The sequence below is a fragment of the Streptomyces curacoi genome, from assembly GCF_001513975.1.
Taxonomy (GTDB): domain Bacteria; phylum Actinomycetota; class Actinomycetes; order Streptomycetales; family Streptomycetaceae; genus Streptomyces; species Streptomyces curacoi.
This window is the reverse complement of the sequence record NZ_KQ947985.1, coordinates 109014-123713: the sequence shown is the minus strand read 5'-3', so window position 1 is coordinate 123713 and position 14700 is coordinate 109014. Positions and strand designations below refer to the sequence as shown.

Genomic DNA, 14700 nt, shown 5'->3' with positions numbered 1-14700 from the left:
CAGCCGGCCAATATATGCCTCCCCCTCCTGAAGGCGGTCCGCCATGCCTGAGCTGCCAGACGTCGAGGGTTTCCGGAACGTGCTCCAGTCCTGCGCGCAGGGCAGGGTCATCCGACGGGTCGACGTGCGTGACACGGGCGTACTGCACGGCGTGAGCGCGCCCCGGCTGCGGGACGCGCTGGAGGGTCGGCGCATCACCCGGGCCGAGCGGCAGGGCAAGTGGCTGCTCGCCCACACCGGCGGCCCCACCCTCGCCCTGCACTTCGGCATGACCGGCCGACTGCTCTGCGCCCACCCCGACGACGCGGCCGACCCCCACGACCGCGTCCTCTTCACCGTCGCCCGCGACCGCCAGCTCCGCTACCGCGACCAGCGCAAACTCCAGGGCCTGTGGCTGGCCGAGAACCACTCCGACGTCGCACGTCTGCTGCGGAACCAAGGCCCCGACGCCCTCACGGTGGACCGCGAGGAGTTCGAGACCGCGCTCGCGTCCCACCGGGGCCGCGTCAAGGCGGTCCTGATCGACCAGTCGGTCCTGGCCGGCCTCGGCAACCTCCTGGCCGACGAGATCCTCTGGCGGGCGGGGCTACGTCCCACCACCCCGGCGAACGCGCTCACCGAGCCCGAACGCCGCCGCCTGTACACCCAGATGCGCCGCACCCTCCGCCCCGCGGTCACCGCCGGCCGAGTCCCCCCACACCCCACCTGGCTCACCGGCCACCGCGACACCCCCAACCCCCACTGCCCCCGCTGCCACACCCCGCTGCGCCGCTCCCGGGTGGGCGGCCGGACGACGGTGTGGTGCCCGACGTGCCAGGGGGAAGAAAAATCCAACGGAGACGGAAACTGAGACGGACAACGCCGAAGGGCTCCACCGCAAGCGGTGAAGCCCTTCGACATCGTGCCCGGTGAGGCACTGGCGGAGGATACGAGATTCGAACTCGTGAGGGGTTGCCCCCAACACGCTTTCCAACTGTCCGCGCGGCCGTACGGGGGCGTACGTAGGGGTTCGCGGAGCAGGTCAGACGGTGTGCGCGTACGGCAGTGAACGGTGGCGGACGTCAGCGCGCTGGACAAAGACCAGGACAACGAGCGGCGGTTCAGGGCCCTGGCTTTCCGCGCATGAGTGCCCGAGTGGTCAGCGGTGGGTCCACACGTAGGCCGCAAGTAGCCCCAGTCCGCCGCAGAGCACCTTGACTGCCATCCGAACCGCTTCGTCGGCAGCGGATCGCATCAGCATGCCCATCCGACGCCTGAATCGTTCCCTTCGAGATTCGATGTGGTGGGACAGCCTCGCCGGGCACCCAGTGAGCTGAGGCTCCCTCGGGCTTGACGCCTTCTTTGCACCTGCCTCCGAGTCCGTCGGACCTCGGTCAGAGCAGCAGTCGAGCATGTGACATCCCCTCCATCTGGCAACCCGGCCCCGTGCTGGGCTGCCACAGCCATTGAAGGAGGGCTCGAAGAACTCCACAGATAACCTTCGCGGGGTTCTAAACTCGGGTCATGCCGAGAGGTGCCGTCAGTCGAGCCGACGTGCAGATCATCGCCGCCCTGGCCAGGCGCGGTTACGCGGTAAGTCCATACCAATTGGAGCGATGGCGACACTTAGGACTTATGCCTAAAAACGTCAGGAAAGCTCTGGGACGGGGTCGGGGGTCAACGTCGGCGCCTCATCCGGAGGCGGAGTTGTGTGCAGCTACCCTTGCGCAATTCTCTGATCAGGGCCGCAATGTCTACAGGAATGTCGTACGAGCGTTCTACTCTTCGCTGTTTCGGTCCGCATATGACGTTCACGTGGTCTCGGAGCGGGTGATTAGGTTATGCATGCTCGGAGAGTTGAAAAGGCGCTCCATGAAAGTCGTTGATCTCGATAGCGCCTATTGGGAAGCTGTCGGACAGGCTGGCATCTCGGGAACTCGCAGTATTGCGATCAACTACATTTCATTGACTAGTACGGGCGAGTTCAGCGAAGTTCAGCTTGATGGTGAGCCTGAAGTTCTCAACTCTGCCTACCAGCACTTCCTTGCGGCTTGGAGGGCCGGTATCGACGAAGTAGGTGCGGACGTATTTGGGCAAGCGCTTATTGATCTTGGGTGGTCCAGTGATGATAATGCCGATCGCGTGACCGAATATTTTCGCGGAACTCAGCAAAGCGTGCGAAAGATTGCGCACGAAATCGCGCATGGAGATTTCCGTGAGATCTATCGCGGGGCTTATGAGGCGGCCATCATATCGAGGATGTGGGCTCGTGGAGGTAAGTGCGAACTTTGGAGGTGGGAGGAACCGGTTCCCGTATGGGTAACACGTAGGGACTTGAGAGCAAGTGAGCTGGAATGGCTTCTGAAGATACCGGTCGGTTTTGGTGAGGCTGTAGATATTCATCACGCCATGATGGCAAACAAGGATTTCGCTGATTTGGTTCACGAATTTCTAGCGCTTCCGCGCAAAGGGTGAGCGGATACATCGACGCGAGGGCGGGTTTGTTAGTTAGTGCTTGTCCTAGCGTGATCTGGGCGTTTCCTCTGCGTCCAGCGCAATACGGAAATCGCGCGCACTGGGTTCAGACGCTTTAGGACGGCCGTATACGATGATAAACGAAACGGAAACTGCTTCGAGAACCACTCCGAGGGGCTTATGGCTGTACGGCTCTCCGCCCGCCGGCGTACTTGGGGTCGCCAACCAGGCCAGTAGTGGTGTCACAGCGATTGCACAGCGGCGCGCGTACAGAGCCGTGCGGTTGGCAGTAGTCCACACGGCTGCCCTCACGGCCAAGCCTCGACCAGCGGAGTCGGCAGGTAGTGAGCCTGCCTTGCGATAGCCCGGACGGTCTGTTGCATGAGCTTCGGCAAGTGGGGCCCGGCGCCGTGTGGATCCGCTTAAGATCGCCCGTGTGAGCGACGACACACAAAGATCGGGTCCGTCCAAATCTTCGAGCGAGACGTCCGTCAAGGCAGCTACGGGCGCGCTGGTGGGAGCAGTCGGAGCGGCTGACCCTGTGGCTGGGGTAGCCGCAGGGGTCGCCAAAGAATTCATCGATCCCTACCTTGTCCGAGCCTTTGACAAGGTTCGCGCGATTCGGGAGCAGCGCGCGCTAAGCGCTCTTTCGGCTGGATCGGATGAAGCGGGAGTTTCGCTAGACCGGATGGTTCACACAATTGAGACCAGCCCCGAGCTGCTGACCCTCATGTCAGAAACCGTTCAGGCCGCGATGCAGACGCCCCTTGAGGAGAAGATCATTGCACTGGGTAGGTGCCTTGGTCGCGGCGTCCGGGATGAGACCATGGTGGATGCCGAGTTTATCTATGTAAGGGGGCTTGCTGAAATCGAGGCGACTGAAGTCAAGGTGATGCAGGTACTTGACCAGCCCACTGGGCTGACGCCCGAGGGCTACGCAGAGGCGCACTGGCCAGGGTGGAGGCGTCCGGAAATCCTCAGCGAACTTCCTGGCTTTGGTGCGGTATTGGATGCCTCTATTGCGCGGCTAACCTCAGCCGGAATGGTCAAGGATGACGGTATTGGAAGACTTCCCCCGGATGACGGCTCGGATACAGAGATGTGGATCCTGACCGATTTCGGAAAGAAGTGCCTATCGCTTCTCAGGGCCGTGACCTCTAACAATCCCTGAGCGGAATTTGTGCCGTTGGTGTACGGGTTTGAATACGCCAACCCAATTGCCAGTCAGGGCAGTCAGCGGCTACGCCTGCCGAGCGTTGGAAGGCCGCCTGACACGGTGCGGATGCTTTGACTCGATTCCTGAGCGGGTGGCGTTCCCTCGGCCGGTGTGGTGCGCCATCCCGATGTGGAGCCTGTGTCGGCTGAGCGCTGCTCCCGTTCTGCTGTGACTTGCTTCCGTAGAGCAAGCCGCGCCTCTTCGCCATCGTCAATTCCGGTCAAAGCACGGACGGCACCCCGCACTCGTCCTAAAAGTTGCATGACTAGGTGAGGGTTCTGCGGCAGCTCGATGCTGCGGTGCTTCACGCCGTCTACTGGGTGAAGCGCGGGCCTGCGGTTGCCCATGCTCGTCCACCCAGAGCCAGATACGAATCTGCGGCCACTGCTCGGCGGTCATAAACCCTCCCCCTGGTCGCCCGTCGATGAGCCGCCACGTAGAGCCTGTAAGTCATTCTCCATTCATCCGCGCTCCCCATGCTCAAAACGTGCTGATCGGGCCTTGGCGAGAGCTTGCGTAAGTTCCTTAACGTCTTCATGTACCGGCACCCACCCCGCCCTTGCGAAACCTTGCTCAGACCCTTCATCCCCTATGTGAGTGATCGGAGCAAATTCTCTAGGTGCACCAAATTCGGGCAAGGTGACATCCCCTTTCGGGAGGGCTGTCCATGTGAGACACATGATTCCCATAGGTCCCGTTTCGGGTGCAACTACGAGTGAGCGTGGGATGTCTCCCGTCACGATCCTGAAGCGATGGCCTTTGCCCCACTCTTCGCGTGCTACTTCAGCACATCTCGCTACGTCTCGCTTTGTGGGCTTCCCGCCCTTGATCTCAATCCAAGCCTTCGATTCTGGTAACCAAAAATCTGGGAGGTAGCGGCCATAGGCTGTCTCAAAGCCCTCTGGCTCGTAGTGCCACTCGATACCTAGCGCGTCGAAGAAAACGGCCCAACGGGCTTCCAGTCGCGACCTAAACCTACATCCTGCGTACTGCGTTTCAATTGCCTTCATATTGCTTCTCCTGTTCACCTTGATCCGCAAGATCCGTCACAAACGATCTGGTGGTTGGAGCGGATCTTTCGTGTGCGCTGAGCGTCTTCGAGGGTCTTGGTCGACCCCTTGCAGCCGTTCTCTCGGAGCCTATCTGTGGTCTTGTTGAGACCCCATCCTTGTCTCCGTCGGGAATGCACTTGAGGTCTAGAAGCTCCACCATGCCCTCAAGCGTTGCCTTGTCCGGTCCCTCTTCCTCCGTCTGAGGACCGGTACCTCGTGAACCAGGCATACCGCGCAAGACGTCAGCAGGAGCAAGCGCCAACCCTTGACGACGCCATGGAGCAGCAGGAGAGGGAGCTGCGGGACGGACAGACAGACGGCGGGAGCCGCTAGCCGGCCTGGTCGTACGGGCGCTTGAGGGCCAACCGCTGAGGTTCCTCAAGTCGGGGGGCAACGGGCCTGCTGCTGGGCACCCTTGGCTCATGTCCACGGGTGTCATAGCGATCCTCATCGCGTCTGTCAGTGCCCTCTTCACGGGGGCCAACATGCTTGTCTCGGCGCTTACGTACAGGCGCCTGCACCCCCGCTTGAAGATCAGTGCCAAGTGGGGCCCCATGATCGGGGACCCAGACATAAACCCCATCACGGGGGAACCGTCACGCCCCTTCGGCTTCTATGTTCACGTCAAGAGCAAGAGCCCCACAGAAACCAAGGTTCGCAGGGTTCTTGTGATGTCGAAGCTCCGGCGCACGCGCAGCTTCGGCGCCTTGTTCAGAGTGGGCTCATCGGCTAGTCCGGAAATCTACGACTTCCAACATGATGCTCTGGAGAAGGATCTCACCCCGTTCGGCGGACTGTGGTGGGAGATAAAGGGGCCTGATCTTATCCTGCCGAACATCCAGAGCTACGCCATCGAGGTCAGGCTTGCGAACGGATACCGGAAGCGTTCCCGATGGATGTCAGGGCGGAGGCTTCAGCGAAAAGTCGCATCGTTCAACAAGGGGGTAGAAGACGCGGTGCTGCTCATGGAAGAGAATAGGAGGCTGGTGGAGCAGAGAATGAGCCACATCGAAGCGGAACGAGGTAGCGGCGAGGAGGAGTAGCCATGGAACCCGACTGGGTGGCCCGGGGTATCGCTATCGCTGCTGCGGGTGCGGCAGCCACGAACGTCATCTTCACGGCCCTGACGTACCGCCGTGTCCGTCCCAAGGTGAAGGTGTCGCTCTTCCGGGCCGGCGTGCGGACGGGTACCGAGCGGAACCCCGAGGCGAGCGACTACATGTTCATCCTGCGGTTCCGCAACGCCGGAACGACCCCCGTGAAGGTCGAGCGCATCGAGCTGGTGGCGTATCCCCGGTGGTACAAGTCCAAGAACCCGGAGCTGGTCAAGGGCAAGAGGTTCCATGCGGGTCATGACGAACCCCCGGTCGTTCCCGCCCTCGATGGCGTGACGCACCCGTTCTACCTGCCTACGGGACGGCTGACGGACCCCGAGGAACGCAAGCACCTGAGGTTCCGCGTGTTGTTGTCCAACGGCGAGAGCATCGTGAGCCCGAAGCTCGAAGACGACGAGTGGCTGTTGCCCGACGACTGAGCCGGCCTAGAGCCCGTTCCTTACATCGTCTTTATCCCGATCAGCTATCCCGGAGACCCATCCTGGGGATACCTCGAGGGATAGCTGTGGGGTATCCCGGGGGATGAACCGCGGTTTGGTGAAGCTCACCAGCTGTCGAACCACGGAACGAGTCTCGACCTATGGCTAGGGCCTGACAAGGTCGCGTTGATCAGGCCTGCGGCGGAGCCGTCTCAATCAGGTGGCGGCCGTCGTGCGCTCGTACATGGGGAGCGGAGGCATCGAGCGCATCCAGGACGCGCACGGCGTAGACCTCGCCCATCCACTTCTCGACTTCTTCAGGGGTTAGCCATTCAACGGCGGTCGACTCGGTGGACGTGCGCTCCACACCGCCGACCGGCCGGCATCGGAAGACAAGGGCGACGACGCCCCGGGTCATGTTCTTGTAGACGCCCGTCAGACGCTCCACCGAGACGCGAACGCCGGTCTCTTCCAGCACCTCCCGCACGGCACCGTCCTCCGGACGTTCGTCCAGCTCAAGGACCCCGCCGGGAGGTTCCCAGGTGCCGTTGTCCGCGCGCCGAATAGCCAGGACACGGCCGTCATCACGTACGACCACGCCCGCGACCGAAACCGAGTGAAGCGGCATTGACGCGCCCTCCGGGTAGCGTTGCTTATGTACAGGAGCTTAGGAGGAACAGAAGGACATGCCCACGTCTTCCCGAGACTCGGGGAAACCAAAGTACCTACAGATCGCTGACGACCTGGTCCAGCAGATCAAGGAAAAGATCCTGGCCCCGGGGGACCAGGTACCCAGTGAAGCCGACCTCATGAAGAAGTACGCCGCGTCCCAGGGAACGGTTCGCAAGGCGTTCGCCGAGCTGCGCGCTACAGGCCTCATCGAGACGCGGCACGGCAAGGGGTCTTACGTGAAGAGGCGCCCTCCGGTCAGCCGCAAGTCCTCGGACCGGTTCCGGCGGTCGCACCGGACGGCGGGTAAGGCTGCGTACCTCGCTGAGGCGGAGCAGGCGGGCAGTACGCCGAGCGTCAGTGTCCTGTACGTCGGGCCTATCGAGGCGCCGGAAGAGATCGCAAAGAGGCTGTCGGTTCCGGTCGGTGAGAAGGTGCTGGCACGGCGCCGCCTCTACTTCAGCGACGGCACCCCGACGGAGGAAGCCACCTCCTACCTCCCGTGGGACATCGCCAAGGACATCCCCGAACTGTTCGAAGAGAACCCCGGTGGGGGTGGCATCTACGCCCGGCTGGAGGAGCACGGGCACACGCTGAAAGAGCTGACGGAGACGGTCCGCGTCCGTCTGGCAACGAAGCAGGAGGTTGCCGCCCTGAGTCTGAGCCCCGGTTCGCCCATCATCCACCTGACTCGGAACGCGGAATCTGAAGCGGGTCGGGTTGTCGAGGTCTGCGACACCTTCATGGCCGCTGACCAGTTCGTTTTGGAGTACCGGATCCCTGCGGGCGACTGAGCAGCCCGCCCCCTGAGCCCTGGCCCGTCGCACGAATTTCGCGCGGCGGGTTGACTCATGTACATGAGTTGGGCACTCTCGTACATGTCACTCCTGCACATGAGTGCAAGAGTGCAGGTGCTGCCGTTGCAGCGCCGTTCTCAGCCGCTTTCGGGCGGCTGAGGTGCACCACAAGGGGCCCGGGACAGAGCGGGCCGAGGGACCCGGATCCCTGGTCAACCGGAGGGCTGAGACCGAGAGGTCTCACGTCTCCATACGCCTGGAACGGGAGCACGCTCCCGAAGGAGACACCACATCACCGCCCCGATGGTCGTAGGCAGGGTTCGACTCCCTTGCCGGGGCACTTGCCCTGCCGCTTCCCGCGGTTTCGGCCCCATGCCCGACGCGGCGGCACTCCCGGACAAGGACAGCCCGCCGCGTCCGGTCTCCATCCCGACACAGTCAAGGGGTTCATCCATGACCGAGCGCGTTTTCGTCTCCGAGACCTCCGGCCCGATCGTGCTGGGCCTCTCGCTGCCGGTCGGCAGCGTCCGCGTCCAGGTGCTCGACAGTCTGACCGCCGCCCGCGTGGTGCTGCGCACCGACGACGCCACCGGTCCGGCGGCCGACGCCGTCAACCGGGCCCGCAGTACGCAGAACGGGCAGGCGTTCGGCATCGAGGTGCCGGAGATGCCCGGCAACGTGATGGTGCAGAGCCGTCACGGCAACCACATCGTGCAGAACGTCGGCACGGTCTACGGCTCGATGACGGGCGTGACCATCATCAACGGCCGCGTCGTCTCCGGCGGCATGAACGGCATGCAGACCGTCAGCCCGATCGAGGCCACGGTGTGCCTGCCCCCGCACTCCTCCCTCGCGGTCGTCTCGCAGTCCGCCGACGCCGAAGTCTTCGGCTACGTCGACCGGATCGAGTTCCGTTCCGTGTCCGGTGACCTGGACGCCGACGGAGTGCGGGAGCTGCGGGCCAACACCACCTCCGGCGACATCCACGTCGGCCGCGTCACCGAGCAGATCACCGCGCAGTCGGTCTCCGGTGACATTGGCATCGACCTGTACGACGGCCACGCCGCCACCTTGGCCACCACGTCCGGGGACATCGAGGTGCAGGCCACCAACGGCGCGTCCGGGCACATCAGTGCCCACAGCGTCTCCGGCGACGTCCGCCTTTCTAACGCCCGGCACCTGAGCGTGTCCGCCAACACCGTCTCCGGCCGCGTCCGCAACGGCTGAACCATCGCTGGCCCTTCCACCTCGAATCAGGAGTTGCCCCGATGGCTTCTGCCGTCTTCGCCGCCGTGTTCATCGCCCTGTACGTCGCCCACAGCGTGGGGGATCACTGGGTGCAGACCTCGCACCAGTCCGCGCACAAGGGCCGTCCCGGCTGGGTCGGCCGCCTCGCGGACGCCCGGCACGTCGCCACTCTCACCGCCACCAAGGTCGCCGTCCTGCTGCCGGTCGTCTGGCTGCTGGATCTGCGCCTGTCGGTGCTCGGCATCGTCGCCGGGCTCGGCGTTGACGCCGTCACGCACTGGTGGGCCGACCGGCGCACCACGCTGGCGTGGCTGGCCCGGGTGACCGGCAAGGGCGAGGTCTACCGGCTCGGTGCCCCGCGCGCCGGCCGCGACGACAACCCGCACATCGGCACCGGCGCCTACGCGCTTGACCAGTCCTTCCATCACCTGTGGCTGCTGGTCGCCGCGCTCATCACCGCCACCGTCTGACCCCCGTTCTTCGCGGGGCGGTCGCACTCCCGGACAGGACAGCCGATCGCCCCGCGCCCTTCCCGACGTTCCAAGAGGAGAGATCCACCATGCGTATGCGCACTTTCGTCGCTGGCCAGGAGGCGCACGGCGACATCGAGTTTGCGGAACTGGCGCTCGGCATCGACGTCGACCTGTTCCGGGGCCCGCTGGAGTTTGAGACGGACGCCGAGCGTGCCGCCCGTGAGGACGCGGCCCGTGACATCCTCGCCGACCTGCGTACGGAGGCGGAGGCCGGTGACGACATCGCCGGTTGGGACGCCCTGTACGCCGACGCCCTCACCCGCACCGTGCCGTTCCTGCGTGCCGTGCGCGACCGCCGGTCGGGGACGGGGGAAGCGGCGTGAAGGCCAAGACCGTCCTTCCCGCCGTCGCGATGACGGCGGTGTCCATGGTGCTCACCCTGGCCGTTGTCGTGATGTGGCTCGGCACGGCGGTGCCGTGGCCGGTCGCTCTGGTGGTCGGGCTCGGCATCGACGGCGGCTGGCTGGCCACCCTCGCCTACGAACGCCGCCTCGCAGCCCAGGGCGACCACAACCGCGTGGTGACCGGCGTCGGCTGGTTCTTCGGCCTGGTCGCCTCCGGCGTCCTGGTGGCGCACGCCCTGACCGCTGAGGCATCCGCCGGGGCCTGGCTGGCCGTGGCGTGGCTGCCGATCGCAGCCAAGGCCCTGTGGCTGGTGCACGGGCTGTGGGAGCGCACCGCGCTCACCCCGTTCGCACTGGACGCGATCCGGGGTATCCAGCAGGAGGCCCGCGACGAGGCGGCCGTGGCCCGCGCCCGGTTGCGCGCTGAGGCCGACACTGAGGAGACCCGGCTGACGGCCGTGACGCACTCCGGCGCCCGCGTCGCACGCGTCCAGGCCAAGACCGCCAAGACCCTCGCGGGGGCATGGTCGACGCTGGAGACGGCACGGCAGGGCGAGGACACCGGCAGGGCGCTGACCAGCGTGACGAGGTGCGTCACGCCCGGCGTCACACCCCGCTGGGAACTCCCGGTCTGGGGTCCTGTGGAGCCGGTCGCGGCGCTGGAGACGGCGCCCGCGCTCACCGACGCGGCCCTTGACGCGCTGGTCGACGAGATCCGGCACAGCGAGACCCCGGCCCTGTCCTACCGTGAGATGGCTACGCGCTTCCGCGCGGCTGGCCACTCCGCATCCGAGGTCCGCCTGCGGGCCGCGTGGAAGCGGGTGGCGGCATGAGTAGCGTCGGCACCACGCCGGTGAAGTCGTTCAGCTTCGGCGGGGGCGTGCAGTCCATGGCGGCCCTGGTCCTCGCGGCCAGGGGCGAGCTGGACTATCGCACGTTCCTCATGGCGAACGTCGGGGACGACTCCGAACACCCCGGCACCCTCGCCTACCTGCGCCAGTACGCCATCCCCTACGCCCAAGCTCACGGCCTTGAACTGGTCGTGCTGGACCGGGTGATGAAGCGCTCGGGTGAGGTCCGCACGCTGTATCAGGACCTCACCCGGGAGGGCTCGCGGTCGCTGAAGATCCCGGTGCGGATGTCCAACGGGGCCCCCGGCACCCGATCGTGCACGGCGCAGTTCAAAATCAAGGTCGTCGGGGACGAACTCAAACGCCGTGGGGCGAGCAAGGACGCACCGGCCACGGTCGGGATCGGCATCAGTCTCGACGAGATCGACCGGGCGAACAAGCGGCGCTGCGAGCCGCACGAGCGCATCGAATACCCGCTGCTGGAACGCGGCATCCGCCGTATCGACTGCGCCCGCATCATCCGTGAAGCCGGGTTGCCGGTGCCGCCGAAATCGTCGTGCTGGTTCTGCCCGTTCCACCGCCCAGAGACCTGGCACGACATGCGCCGCAACGAACCCGAGCTGTTCGAGCGCGCGTGCCAGCTCGAAGAACTCCTCAACCGCCGCCGCGACGAACTCGGCAAAGACCACGTCTGGCTGACCCGGTTCAACCGGCCGCTACGCAAGGCCATCCCGGACGGCGTGGACACCCTGCCGTTCGACGAATGGGACTCCGGCTGTGACTCCGGTTGGTGCATGACGTGACGGGCCCCGACGGCCCGCCCCCTGAACACACGCCTCAACGGCGCCTTTTCCACGAGAGGTTGACCATGGGCAAACCCAACACCCGCCGTCTGGACCGTGAGATCCAGAAGACGGAACGCATGCTCGAAGCGGTGCAGAACGAGGAGATGTGGCCGCTGAACAGCGCAGAGCGGCGCAAGGTCGTCGGCGCTCTGGCCGGCGGCTCCTACCGGGTCGTGCGCGGTAAGAGCACCGGTCGCGCCGAACGCGCGCTGGAGAACGTCTGGAACGCCGCCCAGATCCGGCTCACCGCCGAACTCACCGCCCTGCGGACCGAGCGGCAGCGCATCGTCAACGAGCACGCGACGGCCAAGGCCGCCAAGAAGTCGTCGGGGTGGTGGTGACCATGGCCCGCACGGAGACGCCTCCGGGCGAGTGCCCGCAGTGCTGGCAGCACGCCCACGACCGGCGCGCACACCGCCACCTCAAGCCCCGCGAGGACTGCCCGCAGTGCGTGGACCACATGGTCAACGGCCACCCCCACATCGTGCCTAAGAAGGCGTCGAAGTGGTGGTGAGCGTGGAACGCCGTTGCCCCGCCGCCCATCCGGAAGACCCCACGCCCTGTGTCGGCCCGGTCGTGGTGACCGTGCTGGACGCGGTCAACGCCGGCGCCGACGGGTGCGAGCACCACGGCGCCCGACTGCTGGCCTCCCTCGCCGGGGGCCGCGTCTACGCACTGCCGGACGCTCCGTCCGGGGCTGCGATTCGCGTCTTCACGGCCGCCGCCGGTATCGGCCCGTTCTGCTGGGTCGACGGCCCGCGTACCGAGCCGTCGCAGCTCAGCGACATCGAGAACCGGGCCCGTCAGGGCCGCTGACCCGCCGCCGGGGGGCCATCCCTGCCACGGATCCGACCACCCCGGCGCTCTCCCTCAACTCCCGCCCCAATCGGGGCAGTCAGGAGAACGCCCAGCATGTCCGAGAACGTCGTACGCCTCCACAAGGACCCCGAACCTCCCGCCGATGCGGGCACCGTGACCACGCTGACCGTGGTCCCCGACCCCGCCCCTGTCCCACCCGTGCCGCTGTGGGTGCGCTCCGGTCGCGCCATCCGCACGGCCGTCACCCACGAGCGCACCCGCACCGCCGCCCGCGCCGTCGCCCGGCACGGCCTCTACACCGTGAACGGGGGCCGGATCGTGGCCCGCCGCACCTGGGACGGCCGGACCGGCGCCCGCTACGAACGGATGCTCCGCGCCGCTGAAGCCACCGGCAACTACGAGGTTGCCGAGGAGTGGGAGGAGCGGTTGCAGCGCTTCCGCGACGCCCGCCACCGCCGCCGCATGGACCTGCTGCACTCCCCCCTCGACGTGGCCAAGGGTGTCGGGGTCGGCGTCGGCATGAGCATCGGCGTCCTGGTCGCGCTCGGGGTCGTGATGGCCATCAACAACCACGACGTCACCGACGTCATCACCCCGCTGGCGGCCACCATCGAGTTCATTGGCACGCTGATCCGGATCGTGCAGATCGTGTGGCCGTACGCGGTCGTCATCGGCCCGCTGGTGACCCTGCTCGGGCTGTGGTCGGTCGGCGCCCACCAGCAGGCCGCACCACAGTGGGCGCTGCCGGACAACGTCCGCTCCGGCGAGGGCGAGCCGATCACCCCGTCCATCGTCGTCAAGGCCCTGCGCGACCTGGGCATCCCCGCCTTGCGCAAGGCCATCCAGGAGATGGGCGACGCCGGCGCGGGCATGCTCGGGCCGATCCGGATCGCCGGATGCGGTGTCGAGGTCGACGTCACACTCCCCTCCGGAGTGTCGACGAACGAGGTGCAGAACCGGCGGCGCAAGCTGGCGGAGAACCTCACCCGGCACGAGCACGAGGTTTTCATCACCATCCCCGAAGCGGCCCGCACGGTCCGGCTGTGGATCGCCGATTCCGGCGCGTTGGATGAGCCGATCGGCCCGTCGCCGCTGGTGACCGACGAGACCATGACCGCCGACTACGCCAAGGGTCGCGCCCCGTGGGGTCAGGACCTGCGCGGCGACGCGGCAGCGCTGAGCCTGTATCAGCGCCATCTGCTCATCACTGGCCTGTCGAATCAGGGCAAGACCGTCGCTCTGCGCTCCCTCGCGCTGTGGCTGTCGCTGGACAAGTCGGTGCAGTTCCTGATGGGCGACCTCAAGGGCGTGGGCGACTGGGCCATGTTCGACGGCCTGGCCACCACGCTGATCCAGGGGCCGACGGATGAGCACGTGATCCAGGTGACCGAGATGGTCGAAGGCGCGGTTGACGAGATGAACCGCCGGATCCAGGCACCGCCCGGAACGGTGTTCCCGCCGCTGATCGTGCTGGTGGACGAGGCGCAGGTCGCGTTCATGTGCCCGGCCAAGGACGAGGACAAGCGCCCCTACGGCGGCTCGAAGGCCAACTCCCGGTACTTCATGGCCGTCCGCAAGATCCACAACCAGGGGCGTGCGGTCAACGTCCTGATGTGGCAGGGCACCCAGGACCCGACGAACGAGAACCTGCCCAAGCTCGTGCGCGAGGGCGCCCACACGCGGGCTTCGCTCGCGCTGGGTACGGAATCTCAGGCTCGTATGGCGCTGGGGGACAAGGCTGTCGACGGTGGGGCCGCGCCGAACCTGCTGCGTCCGGGCCTGGATCGGGGAACCCTGGTCGTCGCCTCCGACGGCATCACCATCCCGGCCGGACAGTCCTCCATCACGGTGCGCACGCACTACATCGACGACGACGCGGCCGAAGCCATCACCGACCGCGCCAAGGCCCTGCGCGACGGCGTCACCACCCTGCACGCCATCGAGCGTGGCGAGGAGCGCGACCCGCTCACCGACATCGCCACCGTGGTCGGCGACGCGACGCGGGTACGCACCCAGGACGTCCTCAAGCGGCTTGCGGTGCTCAACCCGGATGCCTACGGCAAGTGGTCGTTCCTCGACCTCAAGCGCGTCCTGGACGGCACCGGCGCAGAGCCCTACAAGTCCGACGGCGTCATGGTCGTGGGCCGCGACCGCCTCGCCCGCGCCCTCGCCAACCGCGACGGCGACGGTTCCGCTTCCGCCGCCGAGTGACAGGGAGCCGACCCCGCCCGGGGCAGGGAGGCAGGGAGAACTCCCTGAACCCCTCCCTGCCCTGCCTCCCTGGCCCTGACCTGCACGAATGATCACTCAGGGAGGTAGGGAGGCACCGCAGGTCAAC

General features: G+C 66.1%; 16 protein-coding genes. 15 read left to right on the top strand and 1 reads right to left on the bottom strand.

The genetic code is table 11. The features are described 5' to 3' along the window. Nucleotides 1-43: 43 nt before the first annotated feature. From AQI70_RS06005 to AQI70_RS05990, 5 genes are all read left to right on the top strand, one after another. On the top strand, nucleotides 44-850 hold the full coding sequence (locus AQI70_RS06005) for an Fpg/Nei family DNA glycosylase (protein ID WP_062145253.1): 807 nt from the start codon (nucleotides 44-46) through the stop codon (nucleotides 848-850). A gap of 1001 nt (nucleotides 851-1851) precedes the next feature. Continuing rightward, nucleotides 1852-2454 carry a hypothetical protein gene (locus AQI70_RS38995; RefSeq protein ID WP_159042620.1) on the top strand — a complete coding sequence of 201 codons (603 nt, stop codon included), beginning with the start codon at nucleotides 1852-1854 and terminating at the stop codon, nucleotides 2452-2454. Nucleotides 2455-2890: 436 nt separating this feature from the next. After that, the gene (locus AQI70_RS06000) at nucleotides 2891-3625 is read left to right on the top strand and encodes a hypothetical protein (protein WP_159042619.1); all 735 of its coding nucleotides are present in this window, start codon (nucleotides 2891-2893) and stop codon (nucleotides 3623-3625) included. A 1519-nt stretch (nucleotides 3626-5144) separates the two neighbouring features. Beyond that, nucleotides 5145-5765 carry a hypothetical protein gene (locus tag AQI70_RS05995; RefSeq protein ID WP_062145251.1) on the top strand — a complete coding sequence of 207 codons (621 nt, stop codon included), beginning with the start codon at nucleotides 5145-5147 and terminating at the stop codon, nucleotides 5763-5765. A 2-nt stretch (nucleotides 5766-5767) separates the two neighbouring features. Further along, entirely contained in the window at nucleotides 5768-6256 is a 489-nt protein-coding gene (locus AQI70_RS05990; RefSeq protein ID WP_062145249.1) for a hypothetical protein, read from the top strand. Nucleotides 6257-6446: 190 nt separating this feature from the next. Here the strand turns inward: AQI70_RS05990 and AQI70_RS05985 are convergent, their stop codons facing one another. Beyond that, nucleotides 6447-6884 (bottom strand): NUDIX hydrolase, encoded by a 438-nt coding sequence (locus AQI70_RS05985; protein WP_062145247.1) that lies wholly within the window; start codon nucleotides 6882-6884, stop codon nucleotides 6447-6449. A gap of 58 nt (nucleotides 6885-6942) precedes the next feature. On the opposite strand from AQI70_RS05985, the gene AQI70_RS05980 reads away from it, so the two are divergent. The 10 genes from AQI70_RS05980 to AQI70_RS05935 all read left to right on the top strand — a co-directional run bounded on the left by AQI70_RS05980 (nucleotide 6943) and on the right by AQI70_RS05935 (nucleotide 14573). Further along, nucleotides 6943-7719, top strand: coding sequence for a GntR family transcriptional regulator (locus AQI70_RS05980; RefSeq protein WP_062145244.1), 777 nt, complete (start codon nucleotides 6943-6945; stop codon nucleotides 7717-7719). 456 nt (nucleotides 7720-8175) lie between these two features. Then, on the top strand, nucleotides 8176-8949 hold the full coding sequence (locus tag AQI70_RS05975) for a DUF4097 family beta strand repeat-containing protein (protein WP_062145243.1): 774 nt from the start codon (nucleotides 8176-8178) through the stop codon (nucleotides 8947-8949). Nucleotides 8950-8990: 41 nt separating this feature from the next. After that, nucleotides 8991-9440, top strand: coding sequence for a DUF3307 domain-containing protein (locus AQI70_RS05970; protein WP_062145241.1), 450 nt, complete (start codon nucleotides 8991-8993; stop codon nucleotides 9438-9440). 95 nt (nucleotides 9441-9535) lie between these two features. Next, complete coding sequence (locus tag AQI70_RS05965; RefSeq protein ID WP_062146453.1) at nucleotides 9536-9826, top strand: hypothetical protein; 291 nt, start codon at nucleotides 9536-9538, stop codon at nucleotides 9824-9826. Further along, the gene (locus AQI70_RS05960) at nucleotides 9823-10680 is read left to right on the top strand and encodes a hypothetical protein (protein ID WP_062145239.1); all 858 of its coding nucleotides are present in this window, start codon (nucleotides 9823-9825) and stop codon (nucleotides 10678-10680) included. Before AQI70_RS05965 ends, AQI70_RS05960 begins: the two co-directional genes overlap by 4 nt. Nucleotides 10681-10736: 56 nt before the next feature. Further along, the gene (locus AQI70_RS05955; protein WP_244181491.1) at nucleotides 10737-11501 is read left to right on the top strand and encodes a phosphoadenosine phosphosulfate reductase; all 765 of its coding nucleotides are present in this window, start codon (nucleotides 10737-10739) and stop codon (nucleotides 11499-11501) included. A gap of 65 nt (nucleotides 11502-11566) precedes the next feature. Further along, nucleotides 11567-11884 carry a hypothetical protein gene (locus tag AQI70_RS05950; protein ID WP_062145237.1) on the top strand — a complete coding sequence of 106 codons (318 nt, stop codon included), beginning with the start codon at nucleotides 11567-11569 and terminating at the stop codon, nucleotides 11882-11884. Between the two features lie 2 nt (nucleotides 11885-11886). After that, nucleotides 11887-12057: a pRL2-8 gene (locus AQI70_RS05945; protein ID WP_208607304.1), complete on the top strand. Its 171-nt coding sequence runs from the start codon at nucleotides 11887-11889 to the stop codon at nucleotides 12055-12057. Between the two features lie 2 nt (nucleotides 12058-12059). Then, nucleotides 12060-12359: a hypothetical protein gene (locus tag AQI70_RS05940; RefSeq protein ID WP_244181489.1), complete on the top strand. Its 300-nt coding sequence runs from the start codon at nucleotides 12060-12062 to the stop codon at nucleotides 12357-12359. Between the two features lie 96 nt (nucleotides 12360-12455). Beyond that, entirely contained in the window at nucleotides 12456-14573 is a 2118-nt protein-coding gene (locus AQI70_RS05935) for an FtsK/SpoIIIE domain-containing protein (RefSeq protein ID WP_062145235.1), read from the top strand. The last annotated feature ends 127 nt before the right edge of the window (nucleotides 14574-14700 follow it).

Coding starts and splice junctions, on each gene's coding strand:
- AQI70_RS06005 (WP_062145253.1), top strand. CDS start 44: ATGCCTGAGCTGCCAGACGTCGAGGGTTTCCGGAACGTGCTCCAGTCC.
- AQI70_RS38995 (WP_159042620.1), top strand. CDS start 1,852: ATGAAAGTCGTTGATCTCGATAGCGCCTATTGGGAAGCTGTCGGACAG.
- AQI70_RS05995 (WP_062145251.1), top strand. CDS start 5,145: ATGTCCACGGGTGTCATAGCGATCCTCATCGCGTCTGTCAGTGCCCTC.
- AQI70_RS05990 (WP_062145249.1), top strand. CDS start 5,768: ATGGAACCCGACTGGGTGGCCCGGGGTATCGCTATCGCTGCTGCGGGT.
- AQI70_RS05985 (WP_062145247.1), bottom strand. CDS start 6,884: ATGCCGCTTCACTCGGTTTCGGTCGCGGGCGTGGTCGTACGTGATGAC.
- AQI70_RS05980 (WP_062145244.1), top strand. CDS start 6,943: ATGCCCACGTCTTCCCGAGACTCGGGGAAACCAAAGTACCTACAGATC.
- AQI70_RS05975 (WP_062145243.1), top strand. CDS start 8,176: ATGACCGAGCGCGTTTTCGTCTCCGAGACCTCCGGCCCGATCGTGCTG.
- AQI70_RS05970 (WP_062145241.1), top strand. CDS start 8,991: ATGGCTTCTGCCGTCTTCGCCGCCGTGTTCATCGCCCTGTACGTCGCC.
- AQI70_RS05965 (WP_062146453.1), top strand. CDS start 9,536: ATGCGCACTTTCGTCGCTGGCCAGGAGGCGCACGGCGACATCGAGTTT.
- AQI70_RS05955 (WP_244181491.1), top strand. CDS start 10,737: ATGGCGGCCCTGGTCCTCGCGGCCAGGGGCGAGCTGGACTATCGCACG.
- AQI70_RS05950 (WP_062145237.1), top strand. CDS start 11,567: ATGGGCAAACCCAACACCCGCCGTCTGGACCGTGAGATCCAGAAGACG.
- AQI70_RS05945 (WP_208607304.1), top strand. CDS start 11,887: ATGGCCCGCACGGAGACGCCTCCGGGCGAGTGCCCGCAGTGCTGGCAG.
- AQI70_RS05935 (WP_062145235.1), top strand. CDS start 12,456: ATGTCCGAGAACGTCGTACGCCTCCACAAGGACCCCGAACCTCCCGCC.